At 76.4% G+C, this 20,001-nt stretch carries 19 protein-coding genes and 2 tRNA genes; 8 read left to right on the top strand and 13 right to left on the bottom strand.

Annotation, left to right across the window (positions count from 1 at the left end; genetic code table 11):
- Window positions 1-23 precede the first annotated feature (23 nt).
- The 8 genes from rfaE2 to HLV61_RS11840 all read right to left on the bottom strand — a co-directional run bounded on the left by rfaE2 (window position 24) and on the right by HLV61_RS11840 (window position 8,554).
- The gene (rfaE2, locus tag HLV61_RS11805) at window positions 24-1,403 is read right to left on the bottom strand and encodes a D-glycero-beta-D-manno-heptose 1-phosphate adenylyltransferase (protein ID WP_369255561.1); all 1,380 of its coding nucleotides are present in this window, start codon (window positions 1,401-1,403) and stop codon (window positions 24-26) included.
- Window positions 1,400-2,065: a D-sedoheptulose-7-phosphate isomerase gene (locus tag HLV61_RS11810; RefSeq protein WP_369255563.1), complete on the bottom strand. Its 666-nt coding sequence runs from the start codon at window positions 2,063-2,065 to the stop codon at window positions 1,400-1,402. Before HLV61_RS11810 ends, rfaE2 begins: the two co-directional genes overlap by 4 nt.
- A gap of 20 nt (window positions 2,066-2,085) precedes the next feature.
- Window positions 2,086-3,330, bottom strand: a complete 1,245-nt coding sequence (locus tag HLV61_RS11815; protein ID WP_369255565.1) for a glycosyltransferase — start codon at window positions 3,328-3,330, stop codon at window positions 2,086-2,088.
- Window positions 3,327-4,319 carry a glycosyltransferase gene (locus tag HLV61_RS11820; RefSeq protein WP_369255567.1) on the bottom strand — a complete coding sequence of 331 codons (993 nt, stop codon included), beginning with the start codon at window positions 4,317-4,319 and terminating at the stop codon, window positions 3,327-3,329. Before HLV61_RS11820 ends, HLV61_RS11815 begins: the two co-directional genes overlap by 4 nt.
- The gene (locus HLV61_RS11825; protein WP_369255569.1) at window positions 4,316-5,323 is read right to left on the bottom strand and encodes a glycosyltransferase family 9 protein; all 1,008 of its coding nucleotides are present in this window, start codon (window positions 5,321-5,323) and stop codon (window positions 4,316-4,318) included. Before HLV61_RS11825 ends, HLV61_RS11820 begins: the two co-directional genes overlap by 4 nt.
- Entirely contained in the window at window positions 5,320-6,810 is a 1,491-nt protein-coding gene (locus tag HLV61_RS11830; protein WP_369255571.1) for an HAD-IIIA family hydrolase, read from the bottom strand. The genes HLV61_RS11825 and HLV61_RS11830 overlap by 4 nt, the downstream gene beginning before the upstream one ends.
- 201 nt (window positions 6,811-7,011) lie before the next feature.
- Window positions 7,012-7,509, bottom strand: a complete 498-nt coding sequence (locus tag HLV61_RS11835; RefSeq protein ID WP_369255573.1) for a MarR family winged helix-turn-helix transcriptional regulator — start codon at window positions 7,507-7,509, stop codon at window positions 7,012-7,014.
- 25 nt (window positions 7,510-7,534) lie between these two features.
- Entirely contained in the window at window positions 7,535-8,554 is a 1,020-nt protein-coding gene (locus HLV61_RS11840; RefSeq protein ID WP_369255575.1) for a hypothetical protein, read from the bottom strand.
- A gap of 207 nt (window positions 8,555-8,761) precedes the next feature.
- On the opposite strand from HLV61_RS11840, the gene HLV61_RS11845 reads away from it, so the two are divergent.
- From HLV61_RS11845 to HLV61_RS11855, 3 genes are all read left to right on the top strand, one after another.
- Complete coding sequence (locus HLV61_RS11845) at window positions 8,762-10,078, top strand: alpha-hydroxy-acid oxidizing protein (protein ID WP_369255577.1); 1,317 nt, start codon at window positions 8,762-8,764, stop codon at window positions 10,076-10,078.
- 105 nt (window positions 10,079-10,183) lie between these two features.
- Window positions 10,184-11,608: an amino acid permease gene (locus HLV61_RS11850; RefSeq protein ID WP_369255579.1), complete on the top strand. Its 1,425-nt coding sequence runs from the start codon at window positions 10,184-10,186 to the stop codon at window positions 11,606-11,608.
- Complete coding sequence (locus HLV61_RS11855) at window positions 11,605-12,450, top strand: universal stress protein (RefSeq protein ID WP_369255581.1); 846 nt, start codon at window positions 11,605-11,607, stop codon at window positions 12,448-12,450. Before HLV61_RS11850 ends, HLV61_RS11855 begins: the two co-directional genes overlap by 4 nt.
- A 166-nt stretch (window positions 12,451-12,616) precedes the next feature.
- Here the strand turns inward: HLV61_RS11855 and HLV61_RS11860 are convergent, their stop codons facing one another.
- On the bottom strand, window positions 12,617-13,321 hold the full coding sequence (locus tag HLV61_RS11860; protein WP_369255583.1) for a MerR family transcriptional regulator: 705 nt from the start codon (window positions 13,319-13,321) through the stop codon (window positions 12,617-12,619).
- Window positions 13,322-13,384: 63 nt separating this feature from the next.
- Between HLV61_RS11860 and HLV61_RS11865 the strand changes: the two genes are divergently transcribed.
- Window positions 13,385-13,852, top strand: a complete 468-nt coding sequence (locus HLV61_RS11865) for a DUF6194 family protein (RefSeq protein ID WP_369255585.1) — start codon at window positions 13,385-13,387, stop codon at window positions 13,850-13,852.
- A gap of 60 nt (window positions 13,853-13,912) precedes the next feature.
- Here HLV61_RS11865 and HLV61_RS11870 read toward each other — a convergent pair.
- The 3 genes from HLV61_RS11870 to HLV61_RS11880 all read right to left on the bottom strand — a co-directional run bounded on the left by HLV61_RS11870 (window position 13,913) and on the right by HLV61_RS11880 (window position 15,391).
- A tRNA-Arg gene (locus HLV61_RS11870) sits at window positions 13,913-13,985 on the bottom strand.
- 21 nt (window positions 13,986-14,006) lie between these two features.
- Window positions 14,007-14,095: transfer RNA gene (locus HLV61_RS11875), tRNA-Ser, on the bottom strand.
- Window positions 14,096-14,188: 93 nt separating this feature from the next.
- On the bottom strand, window positions 14,189-15,391 hold the full coding sequence (locus HLV61_RS11880; protein WP_369255587.1) for an MFS transporter: 1,203 nt from the start codon (window positions 15,389-15,391) through the stop codon (window positions 14,189-14,191).
- Between the two features lie 90 nt (window positions 15,392-15,481).
- On the opposite strand from HLV61_RS11880, the gene HLV61_RS11885 reads away from it, so the two are divergent.
- The 4 genes from HLV61_RS11885 (at window position 15,482) to HLV61_RS11900 (ending at window position 19,208) form a co-directional block, all read left to right on the top strand.
- On the top strand, window positions 15,482-16,015 hold the full coding sequence (locus HLV61_RS11885) for a CGNR zinc finger domain-containing protein (RefSeq protein WP_369255589.1): 534 nt from the start codon (window positions 15,482-15,484) through the stop codon (window positions 16,013-16,015).
- 22 nt (window positions 16,016-16,037) lie between these two features.
- The gene (locus HLV61_RS11890) at window positions 16,038-17,480 is read left to right on the top strand and encodes a bifunctional phosphatase PAP2/diacylglycerol kinase family protein (protein ID WP_369255591.1); all 1,443 of its coding nucleotides are present in this window, start codon (window positions 16,038-16,040) and stop codon (window positions 17,478-17,480) included.
- Window positions 17,481-17,688: 208 nt separating this feature from the next.
- Window positions 17,689-18,297 carry a DUF6318 family protein gene (locus HLV61_RS11895; protein WP_369255593.1) on the top strand — a complete coding sequence of 203 codons (609 nt, stop codon included), beginning with the start codon at window positions 17,689-17,691 and terminating at the stop codon, window positions 18,295-18,297.
- A 443-nt stretch (window positions 18,298-18,740) separates the two neighbouring features.
- Window positions 18,741-19,208 carry a hypothetical protein gene (locus HLV61_RS11900; protein WP_369255595.1) on the top strand — a complete coding sequence of 156 codons (468 nt, stop codon included), beginning with the start codon at window positions 18,741-18,743 and terminating at the stop codon, window positions 19,206-19,208.
- Here the strand turns inward: HLV61_RS11900 and HLV61_RS11905 are convergent.
- A complete protein-coding gene (locus tag HLV61_RS11905; protein WP_369255597.1) occupies window positions 19,189-19,851 on the bottom strand; it encodes a hypothetical protein in 663 nt (220 codons plus the stop codon). The genes HLV61_RS11900 and HLV61_RS11905 overlap by 20 nt on opposite strands.
- Between the last annotated feature and the right edge of the window lie 150 nt (window positions 19,852-20,001).

Here is a 20,001-nt window from a genome sequence, read left to right on the forward strand (position 1 = left end):
GGCAGGAATGGCCACTTCTGCCGCTAGACGCGGGAGCGCTCGACCAGGGCGGTGGTCGAGTGGCCGTCGAGGTAGGGCAGCACGACGGCCTGCCCGCCCCACTGCCGCAGCACCGCGGCCTCGGGCAGGTCGGCGCCGGCGTAGTCACCGCCCTTGGCCCAGACGTCGGGCCGCAGCCGGTCGAGCACCTCGGCGGGGGTGTCCTCGTCGAACACCACGACGGCGTCGACGAACTCCAGCGCCTCGAGCACCCGCGCGCGGTCGGCGGCGGTCACCAGCGGCCGGGAGGGGCCCTTGAGCCGGCGCACCGAGTCGTCGGAGTTGATGCACACGACCAGGCAGTCGCCCAGTCCGCGGGCGGCGCGCAGCGTGGCCACGTGGCCGGCGTGCAGCAGGTCGAAGCAGCCACCCGTGGCCACCACGGTGCCGCCGGCGGTGCGGACGCGGTCCAGCAGCGCCGCGATCCCGTCCCCGGCGGCGACGTCCGGCTCGCGCACGGCCGGGGCGTCCCACGCCGAGGCGCCGCCGGCGGCCACGAAGCGCCCGGCGAAGGCGACCGCGGCGGCCACCGCCTCGCCGGTCACCGCGCCCTCGGCCAGCGCGAGCGCCGCGGCGGCGGCGAAGGAGTCACCGGCGCCGCACGGGTCGCCGCCGGTCACCGGGACGGCGGGCACCACCATCGGCGCGCCCTCGCCGTAGGACAGCAGCGCGCCGCGGGCGCCGAGGGTGACCGCGACCGCGCCCACGCCCCAGTGCCGGATCAGCGCCTCGGCCCGCGCGCCGACGGCGGCCAGGCCGTCGCCGTCGGCCGCCACGCCCACGGCGGAGGCCACCCGTGCGGCCTCCGCGCCGTTCGGCGTCACCAGCCGCACCGAGGGCACCGGGTCGGCGCCGCGCGGGTGCGGGTCCCAGACCACCGGGCCACCGGCCTCGGCCAGCGCGGCCCGGACGGCGGGGTCGGACGTCGTGCCGCGCCCGTAGTCGGCGACGAGCACGGCCGCGGCGTCGCGGACGGCCTCCCGCGCCTCGGCCGGGAGCGCGCCGAGGGTGACGGTGGCCGAGCCGCTGTCGAGGCGGACCACCGAGTGGTCGCCCACGCGCACCCGCTGCTTGACCGCGGTGCCGCCGGTGGCCGGGACGGCGACCAGCCGGACCCGCCCGTCCAGCAGCGCCCGCAGCCGCGCGGCACCCTCGTCGTCGGCGAGCGGGGCGACGAGCACGACCTCGCGGCCGGTGGCCTGGGCGGCGACGACGGCGGCCAGCGCCGCACCGCCGGGGCGCTCGCGGGTCTCCAGGTCCTCGACCACGGGCACCGGCGCGTCGGGGGTCAGCCGCGACGCGGTGCCGACCAGGTCGACGTCCAGCAGCGCGTCCCCGACGACGACGAGCGGCCCGGCGCTCACCGGGCGACCCCGAGGCGCGTCTGCGGCACCCGGGCCGGCTCGGCCAGCACCGCGGCGTCGAAGGCCGCGCACAGCAGGTGCAGCGCGACCAGGTGGCACTCCTGCACGGTCGCCGTCCACGGGGAGTCGATGCAGACCGCCTCGTCCGACGCCGCCGCCAGCGGGTTGGGCGCCGGGCCGGTGATCGACAGGACGGTGATGCCGCAGTCCCGGGCGCGGCGGGCAGCGGCGACGGCGTTGGGCGAGCGGCCCGACGTCGACAGCAGCACCAGGACGTCGCCGGCGCGGCCGTGCGCCTCGACCTGCCGGGCGAACAACTCGTCGGCCGGGTAGTCGTTGGCGATCGCGGTGAGCGAGGAGGTCTCGGCGGTCAGGCAGATCGCGGAGAACGGCGGCCGGTCGGCGCGGTAGCGCCCCACGAGCTCGGCGGTCAGGTGCTGCGCCTGCGCGGCGCTGCCCCCGTTGCCGGCCGCGAGCAGCCGCCCGCGGGACTCGCCGCACAGGACGTCGGCCAGCAGCCGGCCCCAGCGGTCGAGGGCGTCGACCGACTCGTCGAGGCTGCGCAGCGCCGACGTCAGCGAGGCCACGTGGTCGCGGCCGGTGAGGTGGGTGCAGGAGTCGGGCGAGACGACCTCGCCGGCGGAGTGGGGGGCGCTGCTCATCGGGTCGCCTCCGGGGGCGCTCATCGGACGGCCTCGACGGCACGCCGGGTGGACAGGACCTGCCGGTAGACGGCCTCGGTGTCGGCGGCCACGCGGGCCCACCGGTAGCGGGCGCGGGCCCGCCGCACCCCGGCCGCGCCGTAGGCGGCCCGGCGGGCGTCGTCGGCCAGCAGCGCGGCGAGCACCGCGCCGAGCCGGGCCGGGTCGCGGGGCCGCACGAGGTCGCCGGTGACGCCGTCGGCGACGGAGTCCTGCAGCCCGCCGACGGCGGTGGCCACCACCGGGCGGCCGCAGGCCATGGCCTCCAGGGGGGTGATGCCGAAGGGCTCGTACCAGGGCACGGCGAGGACGACGTCGGCCGAGCGGATCCACGCCGGGACGTCGGCCCGGCCGACCGAGCCGGTGAACACCAGCCGGTCGGCCACGCCGAGGGAGGCGGCGACGGCGCGCAGCCGCCGCACCTCCGGATCGCCGTCGAGGATGCCGACCGGCGGGCCGCCGACGACGACCAGCTCGGCGTCCGGGACGGCGGCCAGCGCGCGGACGGCGTCCTCCTGGCCCTTGCGCTCCACCAGCCGGCCGAGCACCAGCAGCCGCGGCCGGTCCGAGCGCGGCGCCGCCGGCCCGCGCGGGGTGAACACGGTGGTGTCCACGCCGCACGGGACGATCGAGACGCGGTCGCGGGACAACCCCAGCCGGCGCAGCTCGAACACCTCGTCGCTGCAGGTGGCCACCACGTGCCCGACCGCCCGGCACAGGCCCCGCTCCAGCTCCACGCGCTGCGCCGGGGAGGTGTCGGCGTCGCCCTGGTGGCGGCGCTTGACCGAGCCGAGCGCGTGGAAGGTCTGCAGCACCGGTACCGGCGTGAGCAGGCTCCCGGCGGCCTCGACGGCGGCCAGGCCGCTCATCCAGAAGTGCGCGTGGACGACGTCGGGCGGCGTCACCGCCCAGCGGGCGCGCAGCGCGGCGGCCATCGCCGGCATGTGCCCGAGCAGGTCGTCCTTGGGCAGCGCCCGGACCGGCCCCGCGGTCAGGTGGCTGACCACGTAGCCGTCGTCGGTGGGCACCTCGTCGGGCAGGCCGGGGTCGTCGCGGCGGGTGTGCACGGTGACCTCGTGGCCGCGCGCGGCCAGGCCCGCGGCCAGCGCGGCGACGTGCACGTTCTGGCCGCCGGCGTCGACGCCGCCGATCGCGGCCAGCGGCGAGGCGTGCTCGCTGACCAGGTCGATGCGCAGCGGTGCGCCGGCGGACCGGTGCGTCCTCATCGGGTGACCTCCTCGAGCAGGGTGTCCCAGTCGGAGAGGAACCGGGGAAGCCCGTACCGCTCCAGCGCGGCGGCGCGGGCCGCCTTGCCGGCCAGCCGGGCGGCGTCCTCGTCGTGCAGGTAGGTGGTGACCGCGTCCCACAGCACCTCGGGCCGGGTGGACAGCACGCCGGCGCCCGCGGGCACCGCCTCGACCGCCTCGGTGGCCGCCAGCGCGACCACCGGCATGCCCAGGTGCATCGCCTCGAGCAGGGAGAGCCCGAGCGAGGTCCAGCGGACCGGGTGCACGTAGACCCGGCGGCGGGCCAGCTCGGTGTGCATCGCGGCCTGCGGCGGGTCGTCGAACAGGGTGACCCGCCCGGGATCCAGGCCGTAGCGCTCGTGCAGGCCGGACAGGCCCATCCCGAACACGTCGACCGGTGCGGCCCGCGCGAGCCCGGGCAGCAGGTCGGCGCCCACCGTGCGGCCTCGGCGCACCGGCTCGTTGGTGACGACGGCGGCGCGGGCCAGCTCGCCGGTCCAGCGCTCGCCGGGGTCGACGATGCCGTGCTCGATCACCGTCGTCGGCGCGCGGCCGTTGTCGTAGAAGAGCCGGTTGAAGTGCGTGACGTGCGCGATCGGGACGTCGTCGCGGTCGGCCAGCGGGTGCTTCGTGTACGGGACCGGCGCGGCGCCGTCCTCCAGGCCGGGCGCGTTGTGCTCGAGGAAGACCGCGGGCAGGTCGCGCCCGGGCTCGCGGCCCAGCCACTCGCGCACCAGCTCGAGGTCGCGCACGCGCTGCAGCACGACGACGTCGACCTGCTCGTCGCGCAGCTGCTCCGGCGTCACCTCGCGGGCCGACGCTGGCCAGTCCCACGTGCGCGCGCGGCCGAGCCCGTCCGGGCTCCGTTCGCCCCCGGGGCCCTCGACCACGGGGACCAGGTACTCGTGCCGGCCCTCGACGAACGCCGTCGTCCAGGAACCGTGCACGTGCCAGACCAGGACCTTCATGCACTCACCTTCTCGACGGCGGCGACGACGTCGGCAGCGGTCACCGAGGTCAGGCACGGGTGCCCGGGGACGGGGCAGACGCGGGCCCGGGTGCCGCGGCAGGGCGCGTCCTGGTCGCCGAGCAGCACGGTCGGGACGCCGTGGGGCGCCCACCGCGCGGCCGGCACGACCGGGCTGAACAGGGAGACCACGGGGGTGCCCACGGCGGCGGCGAGGTGCGCCGGGCCGGTGTTGCCGACGACGACGGCCGCGGCACCGTCGAGCAGCGCGGCCATCCCCGGCAGGGTCGTGGTGCCGCCGAGGTCGACGCCGCGGGTCCCGGCGACGGCGGCGGTCAGGGCGCGCTCCCCCGGCCCGCCGGTGACCAGCACGCGGTGCCCGGCGTCGGCCAGGGCCTCGACGGCCTCCGCGCAGCGCTCCGCGGGCCAGGCGCGGGCCGGGACGGAGGCGCCGGGGTGCAGCACGACGTAGCCGGGCTCGTAGGGCGTCTCCGGCAGCGGACGGCGCACCGCGAGCCGGCCGTCGTCGCCGTCGGGGAGGTCGAAACCCGCCGCGCGGGCCAGCGAGAGGGCCCGCTCGGGCTCGGGCAGGTCGTCATCGACGCGGTGGCGGACGTCGAGCAGGGAGCCCGGGTAGTCGACGCTGACGGCGCTGATCCGGGGCACGCCGGCCGTACGCAGCAGGAGGGCCAGCGGCAGCGGCGACTGGTGGAACGACGTGCTGACGACCGCCTCGTCGGGGGCCAGCGCGCGCACCCGCTCGGTGAACCCGGCCAGGTCGGCGGGGTCGACCGGCGGCGGGTCGCCGAGGATCCAGGGGCAGGCCCAGGTCCAGACCTCGTCGACGCCGGGCAGCAGCGCGGCGGCCCCGGCACCGGCCGGGCCGGCGAGGAACACCACCCGCTCGGCACCCGCGGCGACCGCGCGCACCAGGGGCCCCTGCAGCAGCACGTCGCCGGCGTTGTCGAGCCGGGCGACCAGCACCGTGCCCCGGCGGGCGGTCACCACCGGCCCGCCAGGACGTCGCCGACCGCGTCGGTCAGCGTCTGCGCCCGGCGCGGTGCGGCGGCCACCTCCTGCTTCCGGGTCACCGGCGTCGGCACGATGATCCCGACGGCACCGGCGGCCGCGGCGGCCTCGACGTCGGCGCCGATGTCGCCGATCACCACGGTCCGCGCCGGGTCGACGTCGAGCTCGGCGCAGGCGGCCTTCACCATCCCGGGCGCGGGCTTGCGGCAGGTGCAGCCGTCCTCGGGCCCGTGCGCGCAGACCTGGACCGTCTCGAACGGGCCGAGCAGCTCGTCCAGCCGCGCCATGCAGGCGTCGACCTGCGCACGGGTGATGATCCCGCGGGCCACGCCGGACTGGTTGCTCACCACCCCGACCCGGACGCCCCGGCTCCGGAGGGCGTCGACCGCCTCCTGAGCACCCGGCACCGGCCGCACCAGGTCCGGGTCGCCGTTGTACGGGTAGTCGCGCACGAGGGTGCCGTCGCGGTCGAACAGGACCAGGTCGGGCAGGCCGCGCCACGGCGTCACCCGGCGGTGCCGCACCGCGCCGCGCAGGAAGTGCCAGGTGGCCAGTGGCGGGATGGCCGCGCTGGTGAGCGCCATGGTGGTCACCTCGGCGCGGTCGCGCGGGCCGGGTGCGATGCGGGCCCAGGCGAACTCGGCGGTGCCGGCGGCCCAGACCAGGGCGGCGGCCAGCGCGGCGCGGGGACGCCGGGCGGCGGCCAGCCCGACGGCGGCCGGCCCCGCCGCGGTGACGGCGAGGTGCCGCGGCCGGCGGCCGACCGCGGCGTCGGCGCGCTCGCGCCACGTGGGGCCGTGCAGCCGGCGCATGAGGACGTCGTCGGCGTTGCCGGCCTGCACGCGCACGCTCACCCACCGGTCGGCGGGCCGGACCGGGTGGGTGATCCAGCGCTCGCCGCGCACCAGCCGTCCGCCGGTGTCCATGACCCGCAGCGCCAGGTCGGAGTCCTCGCGGAAGGCCCGCGGGAAGCGCTCGTCGAACCCGCCGACGGCGGCCAGGGCGGCGCGGCGGTAGGCCAGGTCGGCGGTGATCCAGGAACTGGTGGCCAGGCCCGCGGTGCCCCGCTCCCAGTCGGTCGGACGGCGATCCACGGGCAGCGGCACCCGCACCCGGCCCTGGCTGCCGGCGACGTCGGCGGGCAGCCCGGTCAGGTCCTGCGCCAGCCGCTCGTACCAGTCGGCGTCGGGGACGACGTCGTCGTCGAGGAAGGCGATCCACGGGGTGCGCGCCACGCGCCAGCCGAGGTTGCGCGCGCGGGCGGGCCCGCCGCCCCCGGTGCGGACCACGCGGACCGGCGGCAGGCCGGGCCGGTCGACGTCCAGCGGAGGCCCGTCGGGCCGGTCGTCGACGACGACCAGCCCGGCCGGGCGCGGCCCCGGCGCGGCGGCCAGGGCGTCCAGGAGCACGCCGAGCGACGGCCGGCCGATGGTCGGCACGACGACGGTGCACTCCGCGAGCATGATCGCGACCTGCCCGGACGCGCTCCCCCGCAAACACTACGGGCTTGAAGTTCCTCCGGACGACGCATCGGCCTGAGGGCCGATGTCGCTACGAAGGCCGTCCTCAGGGGCCTCTGGCGCGCTGAAGGCCGCTCCCGGGGGGGGGGGGCCTTTGTCGCGCTGATGGCTCCTCCCTGAGGCCTTCGTCGCGCTGATGGCGGCTCAGCGGCGGACGCGGGTGGCCGCGGACACCCGCGCGAGCGCGTCGGTGACCGCGGCGGCGTCGTCACCCAGCAGGGCGAGCAGGCGCGCCACGAGCTCGTCGTGGGTGACGGCGGCGGCCCGGGCGCGCTCGCGGCCGGCCTCGGTCAGCCGCGCGTGCAGCAGCCGCCGGTCCCCCGGCCGCCGCTCGCGCACGACCAGGCCCTGCTCGACCAGCCGGCCCACGGTGCTGGTGACCCCGGCCCGGGACAGGCCGAGCGCCTCGGCGACCTCGCCCATCGTGGCCCGCTCCCCTGGCGCCTCGGCGATCCGCCGCAGTGCCTCGAAGCCGGTGAGGGACAGGTCGTGCTCGCGGTGCAGCGCGGAGTCGACGCGGTGGGTGATGCGGTCGTGCACCTGGACGATCCGCAACCAGGTCTCGGCGGGCCGCGGAGCAGCTCCCGCCAGCGCCGCCGGGTCGGCCGGGATCCCGGTCGTCAGCACGTCGTCGGGGCGCATCGCACCATCGTCGCCCAGGTCGGACTCAGGCGCTCCCGGTCGGGTCGGCCGATGGAGCACGCCGGCCGCCGACCAGGACCAGCCCGGTGGCGGCGGCCACCAGCGCGAGGCCGGCCGCGACCATCGGCAGCGGCAGCACGTCGGGGTCGACCGCGCTCGAGGCCGCGGCGACGCGCAGCTGCACCGCGGCGGTGAGCGCGCTGTCGGCGCCGACCAGCTCGATCGTCGTCGGCCCCGGGGCGTCGCCGTCGGGCACGTGCACGACGACCTCGACCGTGCCGTCCCCGGCCGCCGTCGCGGAGCCGAGGACGGTGCCGTCGGCGTCGGTGACGGTGACCTGCTCGCCGGCGCCGAAGCCGGCCGCGGTGACCACGACGTGACCGCCGGCGGCCACCCGGTCGACCGAGGCCGACGCCACCACGGACCCGGCCGGCGGGCCGTCGGCCGGGGCGCCGGGCGCGGTCTCCGGCGCGGGCCGGCCGGGCACCGGGACCGGCACGACCTCGGGAGCCACGCCGCCTCCCGGCGGGGCGTCCGACGGCGAGGTCTCCGGCGCGGCCGGGACCTCGACGATCCCCGGCACCCCGGCGGTCGGTGGCGTGGCGGTCGGCGGCGCGGCGATGGCGGCGCAGTCCTCCTCGGCCGGGCGGGTGAAGACGAAGCCGTCGAGCTCGTCGACGTAGGCGGTGCCGGAGCCGTCGAGCGCGGCGTACTCCAGCCGGCTGTCGATCGTCTCGCCCCAGGCGACGTCCCCGGTCCGCAGCACGACGGTCTGGCCCGGCTCGAGCTCGGCGGCGTCCTCCCCCTCGGGGGAGCGCGTGGTGGCCAGCGTGACGGCGTAGGCGACCGTCCCCGCCGTCACCTCGACGGTGACGCCTCCGGGGCGGCAGCTCGGCCCGTGCGTGACCCGGGCGTCGGGGCGGGCGGGGTCGTCGACGGCGAACGCGGGCGCGGCGAGGAACACCCCGCCGCCGAGCAGGCCGGTGACGGTGAACAGCAGAGCGAGCCCTGTCGACAGGACAGGGCGGGGGGTGCCACGTGGCACCGACCCGACCGGCACGTTTCCCCCTCGAGCGGTCGTACACGCCGCGGCACCGGTGGTTCCGGCGACGGCGCGCACCCATGATGCGGTGCGGATCCACCCGATGACGACGGGTCGACGGCGCGTCGGCGAACGGCTGCGGCGTGTCGGTCGCCGGGCGTGTCGCAGGGGCCGGGCAGGCGTGGTGAGGCGGGTCACTACGGTGGCCCGGTGGACTCAGCCGCCGGGACCGGCCGTCGCCGTCAGAACGAGGTCTACCGCGCCGGTGTGTACGGGCGCAGGCCGCTCGTGCCCACCACCGCCGAGCCGCTGCAGCGCCGGGCCCGCGCGCGGCTGACCGCCCGCGCCTACGCCTACGTGGCCGGGGGCGCCGGGGAGGAGGCCACGCAGCGTGCCAACCGCACCGCGTTCGACCATTGGGCCGTCGTCCCGCGGGTGCTGCGCGACGTGAGCGCCCGCGACACGTCCGTGGAGCTGTTCGGCCGCCGCATCCCCGCGCCGCTGCTGCTCGGCCCGGTCGGCGCGCTGGAGCTGGTGCACCGCGAGGCCGACCTCGCCGTCGCCCGCGCCGCGGCGTCGCTGGGCGTGCCGTTCGTCTTCTCCAACCAGGCGTCGGTGCCGATGGAGACCTGCGCGCAGGCCATGGGTGACGCGCCGCGCTGGTTCCAGCTGTACTGGTCCACCTCCGACGAGCTGGTGGAGAGCCTGGTCGGCCGGGCCGAGGCGGCCGGGGCCGAGGCGCTGGTGGTCACGCTCGACACCACGATGCTCGGCTGGCGCCCGCGCGACCTCGACCTCGGCCACCTGCCGTTCGCGCTGGGCAAGGGCATCGCGCAGTACACCTCCGACCCGGTGTTCCGCCGGCTGGTCGAGGAGAGGGTGGCCGCCGCCGGCGACGCCGCGCCCACCCAGGCCGCCGACGCCGCCGGCCGCGACCGCCAGCCCCGGCCGACGCTGGCCGCCGTCGTGGCGATGGTCGGCATGGCCCGCGCCTGGCCCGGCCCGCTGCGGGAGAACCTGCGCTCGCCGCTGCCGCGCGCCGCCGTCGAGACGTTCCAGGCCATCTACTCGCGGCCCTCGATCACCTGGGCCGACCTGGCCTGGCTGCGGTCCCGCACGCGGCTGCCGATCCTGCTCAAGGGCGTGCTGCACCCCGACGACGCCCGGCGCGCGCTGGACGAGGGTGTCGACGGCGTCGTCGTGAGCACGCACGGCGGCCGGCAGGTGGACCGCTCCATCTCCGCGCTGGACGCGCTGCCCGAGGTGGCCGCGGCGGTCGGCGACCGCGCGCCGGTGCTGCTCGACAGCGGCATCCGCAGCGGCGCGGACGTGCTGGTCGCCGTCGCCCTGGGTGCGCGGGCGGTGCTGCTCGGCCGGCCCTACGCGTGGGGGCTGGGCCTGGGCGGGGAGGCCGGCGTGCGCCAGGTCGTCTCCGACGTGCTGGGCGAGTTCGACCTCACCCTGGGCCTCACCGGCCACACCTCGGTCGCCGAGCTGACCCCGGAGGTCCTCCGCCGCGTGGGGTGAGGCCCCCGGGCCGGGCGGTAGGAATGGCCATTCCTGCCGCCCGACGAGAAGGTGGGCGGCACCGTCCGCCGTCGACGACGCCGGCTCCCCGCCGAGGAGGTCCGCGTGAGTGCTCCGTCCGTGCGCTCCCAGCTGTTCCGGCGCAAGCCGGTGTCGGCCATGGTCGAGGAGACCGGCGCCGGTGACGCCGACGGCGGGGTGCTCGCCCGCCGCATCGGGGTCGGCCAGCTCATGGCGCTGGGCATCGGCGCCACGATCGGCACCGGGATCTTCTTCGTGATGAGCTCGGCGGTGCCCGAGGCAGGGCCCGCCGTCGTCCTCTCGTTCGTGCTGGCCGCCATCACCGCCGGGTTCACCGCGCTCTGCTACGCCGAGCTCGCCTCGACCATCCCGGTCGCGGGGTCGTCGTACTCCTACGCGTACGCCACGCTCGGCGAGGTCGTGGCCTACGTCGTGGGCTGGTGCCTGGTGCTGGAGTACGCGGTCAGCTCGGCGGCGGTGTCGGTGGGGTGGAGCGAGTACCTCAACGAACTGCTCGACGACGTCATCGGCGTGCGCATCCCCGACGCGCTGTCGTTCGCACCCGGCGCCGGCGGGGTCGTGAACCTCCCCGCCATCGTGCTGGTGACGCTGTGCGCGCTGCTGCTCGTGCGCGGGGCCAGCGAGTCGGCGCGGGCGAACGCGGTCATGGTCGTGCTCAAGGTCTGCGTCCTGCTGTTCTTCGTGGTCATCGCCTTCACCGCGTTCGACGCCGGCAACCTGACGCCCTTCGCGCCGCTCGGGGTGGCCGGGGTCAGCGCGGCCGCGTCGTCCATCTTCTTCAGCTTCATCGGCCTGGACGCCGTCTCGACCGCCGGCGAGGAGGTCCGCGACCCGCGCCGGACCCTGCCGCGGGCGATCATCGGGGCGCTGGTCGTGGTCACCGTGGTGTACCTGCTGGTGGCGCTCGCCGCGGTGGGCGCCCAGGCGGCCGGCGCCTTCGAGGGCCAGGAGGCGGGGCTCGCGGTGATCCTGGAGAACGTGGCGGGGTCTCGGTGGCCGGCCGTCGTGCTGGCCGCCGGGGCGGTCATCTCGATCTTCTCGGTGACGCTGGTGACCATGTACGGCCAGACGCGGATCCTGTTCGCGATGAGCCGGGACGGCATGATCCCGTCGCTGTTCAGCCGCGTCGACCGGCGCACGCTCACCCCGGTGCGCGGCACGGTCGCCGTCGCGCTGTTCGTCGGCGTGCTGGCCGGCTTCGTCCCGCTGGACTTCCTCATCGACCTGACCAGCATGGGCACGCTGGTCGCCTTCTCCGTGGTGTCGATCGGGGTGATCGTGCTGCGCCGCACCCAGCCGGACCTGCCGCGCGGCTTCCGGGTGCCCGGCTACCCCGTGGTGCCGGTGCTGTCGGTGGCCTTCTGCATCTACCTCATCTACGGGCTGCCCGGGGTCACCTGGGCGCTGTTCGCCGGCTGGCTGGCCATCGCCGCCGTCGTCTACGTCACCTACGCGCGCACCCACTCGGCCCTGCGGGCGCCGCGGTGACCCTCGTCGTCGGTCACGCCGCCGACCTCGAGGAGCGCGGCGGCGCCCACCTGCGCCTGGCCGCGACGCTGGCCCGCACCAGCGGGGACGACGTCGTCGTGGCCACGGTGACCGCGCGCGGCTTCCCCGACCCGCGGGTGGACCAGGAGTACCGGCGCTGGGTCGACGACGTGGTGCGGTCCCGCCAGGGCCGGGCGGCGCACGACCTGCGCGAGGCGGGGGTGGCCGAGGTGCGCACGGTCGCCGTCGAGGCAACCTCGGTGCCCGCAGGGCTGGTGGGCGTGGTGGAGCGGGTCGGCGGCACGCTGCTGGTGCTCGGCCGGGAGGGCGCGGTGCCCGAGCACCTGCTGCGCTCCTCGCCCGTGCCGCTCGCCCTGGCGGCGCGGGCCGGTTCACCGGGACAGCGGGTGACCCGGCTGACCTGCACGTGGGCCGGGACCGACCGCTCCCGCGCCGCGCTGGCCTGGGCCCGCCGCATCTCCGCGGCCTGGGACGTGCCGCTGCGGCTGGTCACCTTCGCGCCCGAGCGTGACCCGATGCTGCCCTCGGAGACCGGCCTGCACGTCGAGCGGGAGGTGAGCACGGCGTGGGCCCGGCAGGCGCAGACGGAACTGGAGCAGGTGGCCGCCGACCTGCCCGGCCCGCCGGACACGGTGGTCGCCCGGGGCTCGGGGTGGCCGGGGGCGGTGTCGGCCGCGGGGTGGGCCGACGGCGACCTGCTGGTCGTCGGGTCCTCGCGCCTGGGCCCGCTGGCGCGGGTCTTCCTCGGGTCGACGGCGACCCGCATCGTGCGCGCCGCGCCGGTCCCGGTGGTCGTCGTCCCCCGGGGCACGGAGAGCTGAGGACACGCCCGGGGAGGGGGTCGCTTGACTCTTCCTGTGACGCGGCTCACAGTTGATGTGGGCGGGGGTAGCCGGGAAACGAGTGGCCACCGACAGCTCGGTGGACCGACCAACGCGGCCAGACCGCCAGGACCGGCCCCCCGCCCCTCTCCGCTCCCACCCCGGATCAGCCCGCGAGCAGTGCGGCGAGCGCGGCCGTCCCCTCGAGGAGGGCCCGGGAGCGGGCGTCCACGTCCGCGTCCCGGGCGGCCAGGGCGGCCAGGACGTCGTCGCGCCGGCCCGCCCGGCGGAACTGCGGCACGAGCTCCCGCAGCGGGCCGATGCGGTACCCGGCGCGGCGGAGCTGGACGACGATCCGCGCGTCGCGCACGTCCGCCGGGGTGTACCGCCGCGCCTCGCCGGCTCCCCGCCGCGGGACGACGAGCCCCTCGGCGTCCCAGTGCCGCAGCGCCGACGGGCGCATGCCGAGGGCCGCCGCGAGTTCCGAGACGCCCATCGCGTCCGACGGCCGCACGTCCGCGATCGGCTCCGCGGCGATGAGCCGGGCGGCCTCCCGGGCGAGGGCCAGCTCCCGCCGCTCGGCGTCGAGCCGGGCGTGTGCGGCGTCCAGGAGCCGGAGCAGCCCGGACGCCGGGTCGCGGTGCGCGGCCCGCACGAGCTCCTTGGCGTGCACCGGGCCGACGGCGGCCGCCAGCCACCGATGGGCCAGCGCGGCGCGGACGTGCGCCTCGGTGAAGACGCGGTACCCCGACGCCGTCCGCTCCGCCGGGGGCAGCACGCCGTCGGCCTCGAGGTCGCGGACCTGCTGCACCGAGCACCCGGCCCGCCAGGCGACGTCGACCGTGCGCAGACCCGGGTGGAGACTCCGCATCCCGACCTCCGCGTGGTGTCCGGCCGAACCCTCCACGAGCACCTGAGTGCCACGCTCGAAGGCGTGGGCATCGACGAGATCATCGAGCACGTCACCTCGCTGGGCGGCGTCCTGGTCCTGCGGCCGGGACCGGGCGACGGGTCGCCGGAGGCCGCCTGGGGCGACGTCTTCCTCTACCACGCACCCGACGGCGTCGTCCCGCGGGCGCAGCCCTTCGCGACCATCGTGACGAAGGACCAGCCGGGCGACCGGTCGTCGCGGCTCGACCGCCCCGGGACCTTCCGCGTCAACGTGGGCGTCGGGCGGGAGGAGTTCACCGCCCTCGTGGGCCGCGCCCCCCGCGAGCCGGCCGGCCCGCGGGAGCCCGGACCGGACGTCCCCGACACCGTGCTGGCCCACCCCGTCTACGGCGGGCTGGGGTGGGTCTGCGTGGTCGATCCCGGCCCCCGCACGGACGGCACGGTCCGGGACCTGCTGCGCACGGCGCACGGGCTGGCCCGCGCCCGCCGCGACCGCCGCGCCGGGGCCTGAGACACACGACGGCCCCGCTCCTGGGCAGGAGCGGGGCCGCGGTGCTGTCTCAACCAGACGTGCACCCGAAGGGATTCGAACCCCTAACCTTCTGATCCGTAGTCAGATGCTCTATCCGTTGAGCTACGGGTGCGGACTGTGCAGTTGTCGTGCGCGGAGGCTCCGGGATTTGAACCCGGGATGGGGATGAACCCAAACCGCATTAGCAGTGCGGCGCCATAGACCGGACTAGGCGAAGCCTCCCGGGGTCCGAGTCCCCTCGGAACCACCGCGGTAGAGACTACCAGCGGCCTCCGCCGCCCTCCCAGCCCGGGGGTCCGGGCCGGGAGGGCGGGGTCAGACGGCGATCCGCTCCCGGGGGAGGGACGACGGGCGACGGCCGGGCACCAGCGTCACGAGCACCGCCACGGCGGCGCCGGCCACCGCGAGGACGAGGCTGCCGGTCACACCCGACGGTCCGTCGACGAGCGCACCGCCCAGCGCCGCGCCGACCGCCGAGGCGCCGGTGGCCATCGTGGACAGCCAGGTGAAGGCCTCCGTGGTGGCGTGCGCCGGGGCGAGGGCGCCGACCAGCGAGTTCTGCACGGTCAGCGTGGGCGCGATCGCCGTGCCGCCCAGGAAGAGCAGGACACCGAGCACCCACGGGCTCGACGCCGCGGTCAGCGGCGCCAGGCCGATCGTGACGCCGAGCAGCAGCCACCGGTACTGCCGCGGCAGGGAGGCACTGACCACCCGGGCGCCGAACCACAGTCCGCCGGCGACCGAGCCCAGCGACCACAGCGCCAGCAGCAGACCCGACATCCCGGGCGATCCGGCGTCGTCGGCGAAGGCCGGGATGGCGACCTCGAGCGCCCCGAAGCCGAGCATCAGTGCCGAGCCGCTGAGCAGCACGCGCGGCATGCCGGCAGCGAGCACGGTGGCGAACGGGCTCCTGCGCTCGGCCGACGGCACGGACACCCACCCGCGCATCGCCGCCGAGGCCGCGAGCCCCAGCGCGCCGGCGACCGCGAGCACCCCGGCGACGCCGAGCGCCCACGCCGGGCCGGCGACCACGGCGAGCGTGGCCACCAGCGTCGGGCCGGCCACGAAGACCAGTTCGGTGGCGGTGGCGTCGAGGGCGAACGCGGTGCCCCGCACGCCCGGGTCGACCCGCGACCACAGCGCGCGGACCGTGCCGGAGACCAGCGGGGTGGCGGCGCCGGCCAGGGCCGACGCGGCGACGACGACCGCCGTCGGTGCGCCCCCGAGGACGACGGCGACCAGCAGGGCCAGCAGCAGCGGGTAGACGGCGGCCTGGACCAGCAGCACCGGGCGCGGGGTGCGCCGGTCGGCGAGCCGGCCGAGCACCGGGGCCATGGCGGCCATCGCCAGGCCGTAGGTCGCCGCGGCGAGGCCGGCGACGGCGTAGGAACCGGTCTGCTGCTGCACCATGAGCAGCAGCGCCAGCGGGACCATCGCCGAGGGCAGCCGGCCGGCGAACCCGGCGAGCAGCAGCACGGGGGCGGACGGCAGGCGCCAGACGGACAGGTACGTACGCACGACAGGGCCCACTTCGGTACTTGCAGGGGAACAGTAGGGGGTCAAACTCCGTTGACCCCCTACGACAGTAGCAGGGCGGTAGGGAGTCACATGGATTACGACACCTACGGGTCGAATGCCGTCGAGCTGGCCATCCACCTGGCCAACGCCGACCGCGCGAGCGACCCGGACTGGGCCGCGGCCTTCCTGCGCGCGCACGACGAGTGGTTCACACCCGAGACGGCGCTGGACCTCTCCCCCGCCGAGACCCGCCGCGCCGCCGCCACCGCCGACCTCGTCCGCGCGGTCGCCGTCGCCGACTCGCAGGACGACGTCATCGCCCGGCTCAACGAGCTGCTCGCCCTGGCCCGGCCGCACCCCTACGCCACCGACCACGACGGCGAGCTGCACCTGCACTACGCCCGTCCCGACGCCCCCGTTCTCGACCAGCTGACGACGACGGTGGCGATGGGGCTCTCGCAGGTGGTGGCCCAGCACGGGTGGCAGCGGCTGGGCGTGTGCTCGGCCGAGACCTGCGACGACGTCTACGTGGACACCTCGCGCAACGCCAGCCGCCGGTACTGCTCGAACACCTGCGCCAGCCGCTCGACGGTCGCCGCGTACCGGGCCCGCCGCAAGGCCTAGCGCGGGCGCTAGCGTCCGGCGGGTGACCCCGCTGCGGCTGCGCCATTGGGACGCGCGGCTGCACGCCGCCGTCGGCGCCCTGCCCGCGAGCCCGGCCGACCGGTGGCTGCGGTGGCTGTCCCGGGCCGCCGACCACGGCAAGCTGTGGTTCGCGATCGCGCTGGTCCTGGGGCTGCGGCGCGGGTCGCTGCGGCGGGGCTCGGTGCGCGGCGTCGGCTCGCTGGCCGTGGCCAGTTCGGTCGTCAACGCCGTCCTGAAGCGGGTGTTCGGCCGGGTGCGGCCGGACCTGGCCAACCTGACCACCGAGCGGCAGTTGCGCCGGGCACCGCACACCCTCTCCTTCCCGAGCGGCCACTCGTCGTCGGCGGCCGCCTTCGCCACCGGCGTGGCGATGGAGAGCCCGCTGGCCGGCGCCGCGCTCGGACCCCTGGCGCTTGCGGTCGGCTACTCGCGGGTGCACGTGGGTGTGCACTACCCGGGCGACGTCGTGTCGGGGCTGGCCATCGGGGCCGGGGTGGCCCTGGCCGGGCGCCGGTGGTGGCCGGTGCGGCCGACCGAGCCCGCGCGGGTGCGCCCCGCGCGGACGGCCCCGGCACTGCCCGACGGCGAGGGCCTGGTGGTGGCGGTGAACCCGCGGTCGGGGCCGGAGGACTACGACCCCGCGGAGGAGATCCGGCGGCTGCTGCCGGCTGCCGACGTGCTCAGCACGTCCACCGGGCGGACCATCACCGACCTGCTCGAGGAGGCGGTGCGCTCGGGACGGGCGACGGCGCTCGGGGTGGCCGGCGGCGACGGCAGCGTGGCCGCGGCGGCCGCGGTGGCGCTGGAGGCGGGGCTGCCGCTGGCCGTCGTCCCGGCGGGGACGCTCAACCACTTCGCGCGCGACCTCGGCGTGGAGACCGTCGAGGAGGCCGCCGGGGCGGTGAGGGCCGGGCAGGCGGTGTGCGTGGACGTCGCCGACGTCAACGGCGTCCCCTTCCTCAACACCGCGAGCATCGGCGTCTACCCGGAACTCGTGCGGCGACGGGACGCGCTCGAGGGCCGGCTCGGCCGGTGGACGGCGACGGCCGTCGCGGCGGCGCAGGTGCTGCGCGGCGGGACGCCGGCGTCCATGGTGCTCGACGGGCGGCCGGCCCAGGTGTGGATCCTGTTCGTCGGCAACTGCCAGTACACGCCGCGCGGGCTGGCGCAGGCATGGCGGCCGCGGCTGGAGGACGGGCTGCTCGACGTCCAGTACCTGCGCGCCGACGTCCCGTTCAGCCGCACCCGCGCGGTGCTCGGCGCGTTGCTCGGGGTGAGTGACCGCAGCTCGGGTTACGCGTCGTTCCAGACGTCGCAACTGCGGGTGCAGCTGTGGTCGGGGGCGCAGCGGATCGCCTACGACGGCGAGACGGGCGAGTCGTCGTCGACGTTCGTGTTCGGCAAGCGCTCACCGCTGACGGTGTACTGCAGCCGCACGTCCTGAGCCCGCTCCGCTCAGGGATGCTCCTCGCGCTCCCGGGGTCCTGCAGGACCGGCACGGCGCGAGGAACACCCGCACTGGGGCGCTTCTGCGGTGTCCGCCCCGCTCCCGCGGTGCTGCACGACCGCAGGAGCGGGGAGGACACCGCAGGAGTGGTCCCTCCACAGGGGCACTGCGCGGAGGGCCGGTGTGTGGCTAGGGTCCCGGATCCGTGATCGCCGACGGGGGTGGACGACGCATGGGCAGGGCTGCGCGGACGGCGGCGGCACTCATGGTGGCCGCGGCGGCGCTCGCCGGGTGCTCGGAGGCCGAGCCGGCCAGCGAGACCCTGCCGACGACGAGCGCTCCGGCCGCACCCACGAGCGAGGCGCTGCCGCCGCTCGGACCGGCCGACTTCCCCATGCCCCCCGAGGCCCGCGAGAAGACCCCCGAGGGTGCGACCGAGTTCGCCCGCTACTACGTACAGCTCATTGAGTACGTCAGCGACGGAGATTTAGATCCGCAACCCCTGATCGACCTCAGTCACAACTGCGAGCTTTGCGTGATGATCTCCGACTCTTTCGCCGAGGATCGCGCAGACGGTTACTCGTACAGCGACGTCTCCATCGATTTCCGGGAGTACGGCGTTGGCCTGATCGAAGGGGAAAGCGCGGAAGTCGGGTTTCAGTACGCCCAGAGCACTATTGCGGTTTACGACTCCGCAGGGACTGAGGTGACGGAACGCTCCGCTGAAGAGACTGGCGTCCTCCAGTCAGGAGTGCTTCTGAGTTGGGACGAAAGACGGGCAAGCTGGCTGGTGACCAGCTTGACGATCGGATGAGCCACCTCCGTCTTGGACTAGTCACTGCACTGATGCTGACCTTCGTGATCCTCACGACGCCAGCAATGGCTAACTGCACTGCTGGACGGTGCCAAACCCCGGAGGTCTCATCTGGGGACGGTGCACTCACGGCGTCCTATCTCGCGATGACGCCAGGCGGTGGCTACCTCGCCTCGAATGGCGCGCCGGCTCCTCAAGCCTTCACCTGGCGCTTGACCAGTCCCTGCTCGTCTGCGGTCGGCGGCGAGTGCGAACGGGCACCAGACCTGGTCTGCCCCGCACCGCCCGACCGTGTCGTCCGCCTGCTCGACATCGACCAACGCCGCCTGGTCCAGGTCGACCCCGTTACGGGCGCACTCTTCACGGACGGTGGCCTGACCGTCCCCGCCGGCACGGCACCCGGGACGCCCCTAGGCGCCTGGATCCCCTTCAGCACCTCCTGCGTGGACATCACGGAGCTCAACCCGCCGCCGTCGCCGGACGAGGTGTTCCGCTACTTCCAGACCCTCCCCCTGCCGGCACTGACCACCCGCCAGCAGCCGCCCGGCAACGCGCTCGTCGGACTGCCGGTCGTCTTCTACGCCGACGGCCCGACCAGCCAGGACTTCGTCCTCGACATCCGCGGGTTCACCGTCGAGATCACCGCGACCGCGGACTCCTTCACCTGGCACACCGGCGACGGCACCGACCTCACCACCACCGATCCCGGCGCCCCGTACCCCGACCACACGGTCACCCACGACTACGCGCCCGGCACCTACACGGCCTCGCTCACGACCACGTGGAGCGGCACCTTCCAGGTCGACGGCAGCGCCGACGTCCCGGTGCCCGGCACGACGACGACCGAGGGCACGCCGGTCACCTTCGCCGTCGTCGAGGCCCGCGCCGTCCTCACCGACCCGTACGACTGACCTCCGTCGCCGCCCGGACCACCGCCAGGGCCACCACCGCCGCCAGCGCCTCCCCCAGCTCCTCCACGAACGCGGCCGAGGACCTCGACACCGTCCCGGCGTCGTCCTGCAGCGCCGCGACCAGCGCGGTGACCGCGTCGAGGCCCACCGCGGCCAGCGCGTAGGCGGCGAACGCGGACACCACCCGGATCGCCTCGGCGACACCCCACGCCCGCCCCGCTCCCGTGAGCAGCGCGAGCGCCGGGACCGCGATGGCCACGCCGAGGACCAGCGTCGTGACCGGGGAGGTCCCGGACTCCACCGCCGAGTGCGCGCTCTCCAGTTTCAGGACCGCCAGCACCAGCGCCGTCCCGGCGACCCCCGCCCACCAGTGCCGCAGGCGGCCCCGGGCGCACCAGCCGCGGACCCCGGCCAGGACGCCGGCCGCGGCGAGGACCCCGGTGGTGAACAGCCGCGGCAGCCCGCCGACCGCGTCGAGGGAGAGGAGCCGCCGCACGGCCGGCGCGGCGCAGTCGCCCAGCCCGCAGCTCAGCCGCACGGCGAAGGCGACCCCAAACAGGACGACCGCCACGACTGCGAGCAGGACCACCCACCAGGCCACCCGCCAGGGCGCCCACCACGCGGGGCGGGGGGTCGGGTGCACCCGGTGATCGTCTCCCGCCGCGGACCCCCACGGCATCGACCGGGCGGGGCATTGACCGAGCAGAGTGACGTGTCGATCACTAGGTTCCGGTGAGGGTGTCCCGCGCCGCGGCGCGGTCGGGGGACACGCAGAAGGTCCCATCGACGGAAG

This window comes from Geodermatophilus amargosae, assembly GCF_041028265.1.
In the GTDB taxonomy this organism is placed as follows: Bacteria; Actinomycetota; Actinomycetes; order Mycobacteriales; family Geodermatophilaceae; genus Geodermatophilus; species Geodermatophilus amargosae_A.

Excerpts from the sequence above, each read along its gene's own strand:
- HLV61_RS11885 (WP_369255589.1), top strand. The coding sequence starts at position 15,482 with ATGGATTACGACACCTACGGGTCGAATGCCGTCGAGCTGGCCATCCAC.
- HLV61_RS11860 (WP_369255583.1), bottom strand. The coding sequence starts at position 13,321 with ATGCGGAGTCTCCACCCGGGTCTGCGCACGGTCGACGTCGCCTGGCGG.
- HLV61_RS11820 (WP_369255567.1), bottom strand. The coding sequence starts at position 4,319 with ATGAAGGTCCTGGTCTGGCACGTGCACGGTTCCTGGACGACGGCGTTC.
- HLV61_RS11830 (WP_369255571.1), bottom strand. The coding sequence starts at position 6,810 with ATGCTCGCGGAGTGCACCGTCGTCGTGCCGACCATCGGCCGGCCGTCG.
- HLV61_RS11815 (WP_369255565.1), bottom strand. The coding sequence starts at position 3,330 with ATGAGGACGCACCGGTCCGCCGGCGCACCGCTGCGCATCGACCTGGTC.
- HLV61_RS11835 (WP_369255573.1), bottom strand. The coding sequence starts at position 7,509 with ATGCGCCCCGACGACGTGCTGACGACCGGGATCCCGGCCGACCCGGCG.
- HLV61_RS11810 (WP_369255563.1), bottom strand. The coding sequence starts at position 2,065 with ATGAGCAGCGCCCCCCACTCCGCCGGCGAGGTCGTCTCGCCCGACTCC.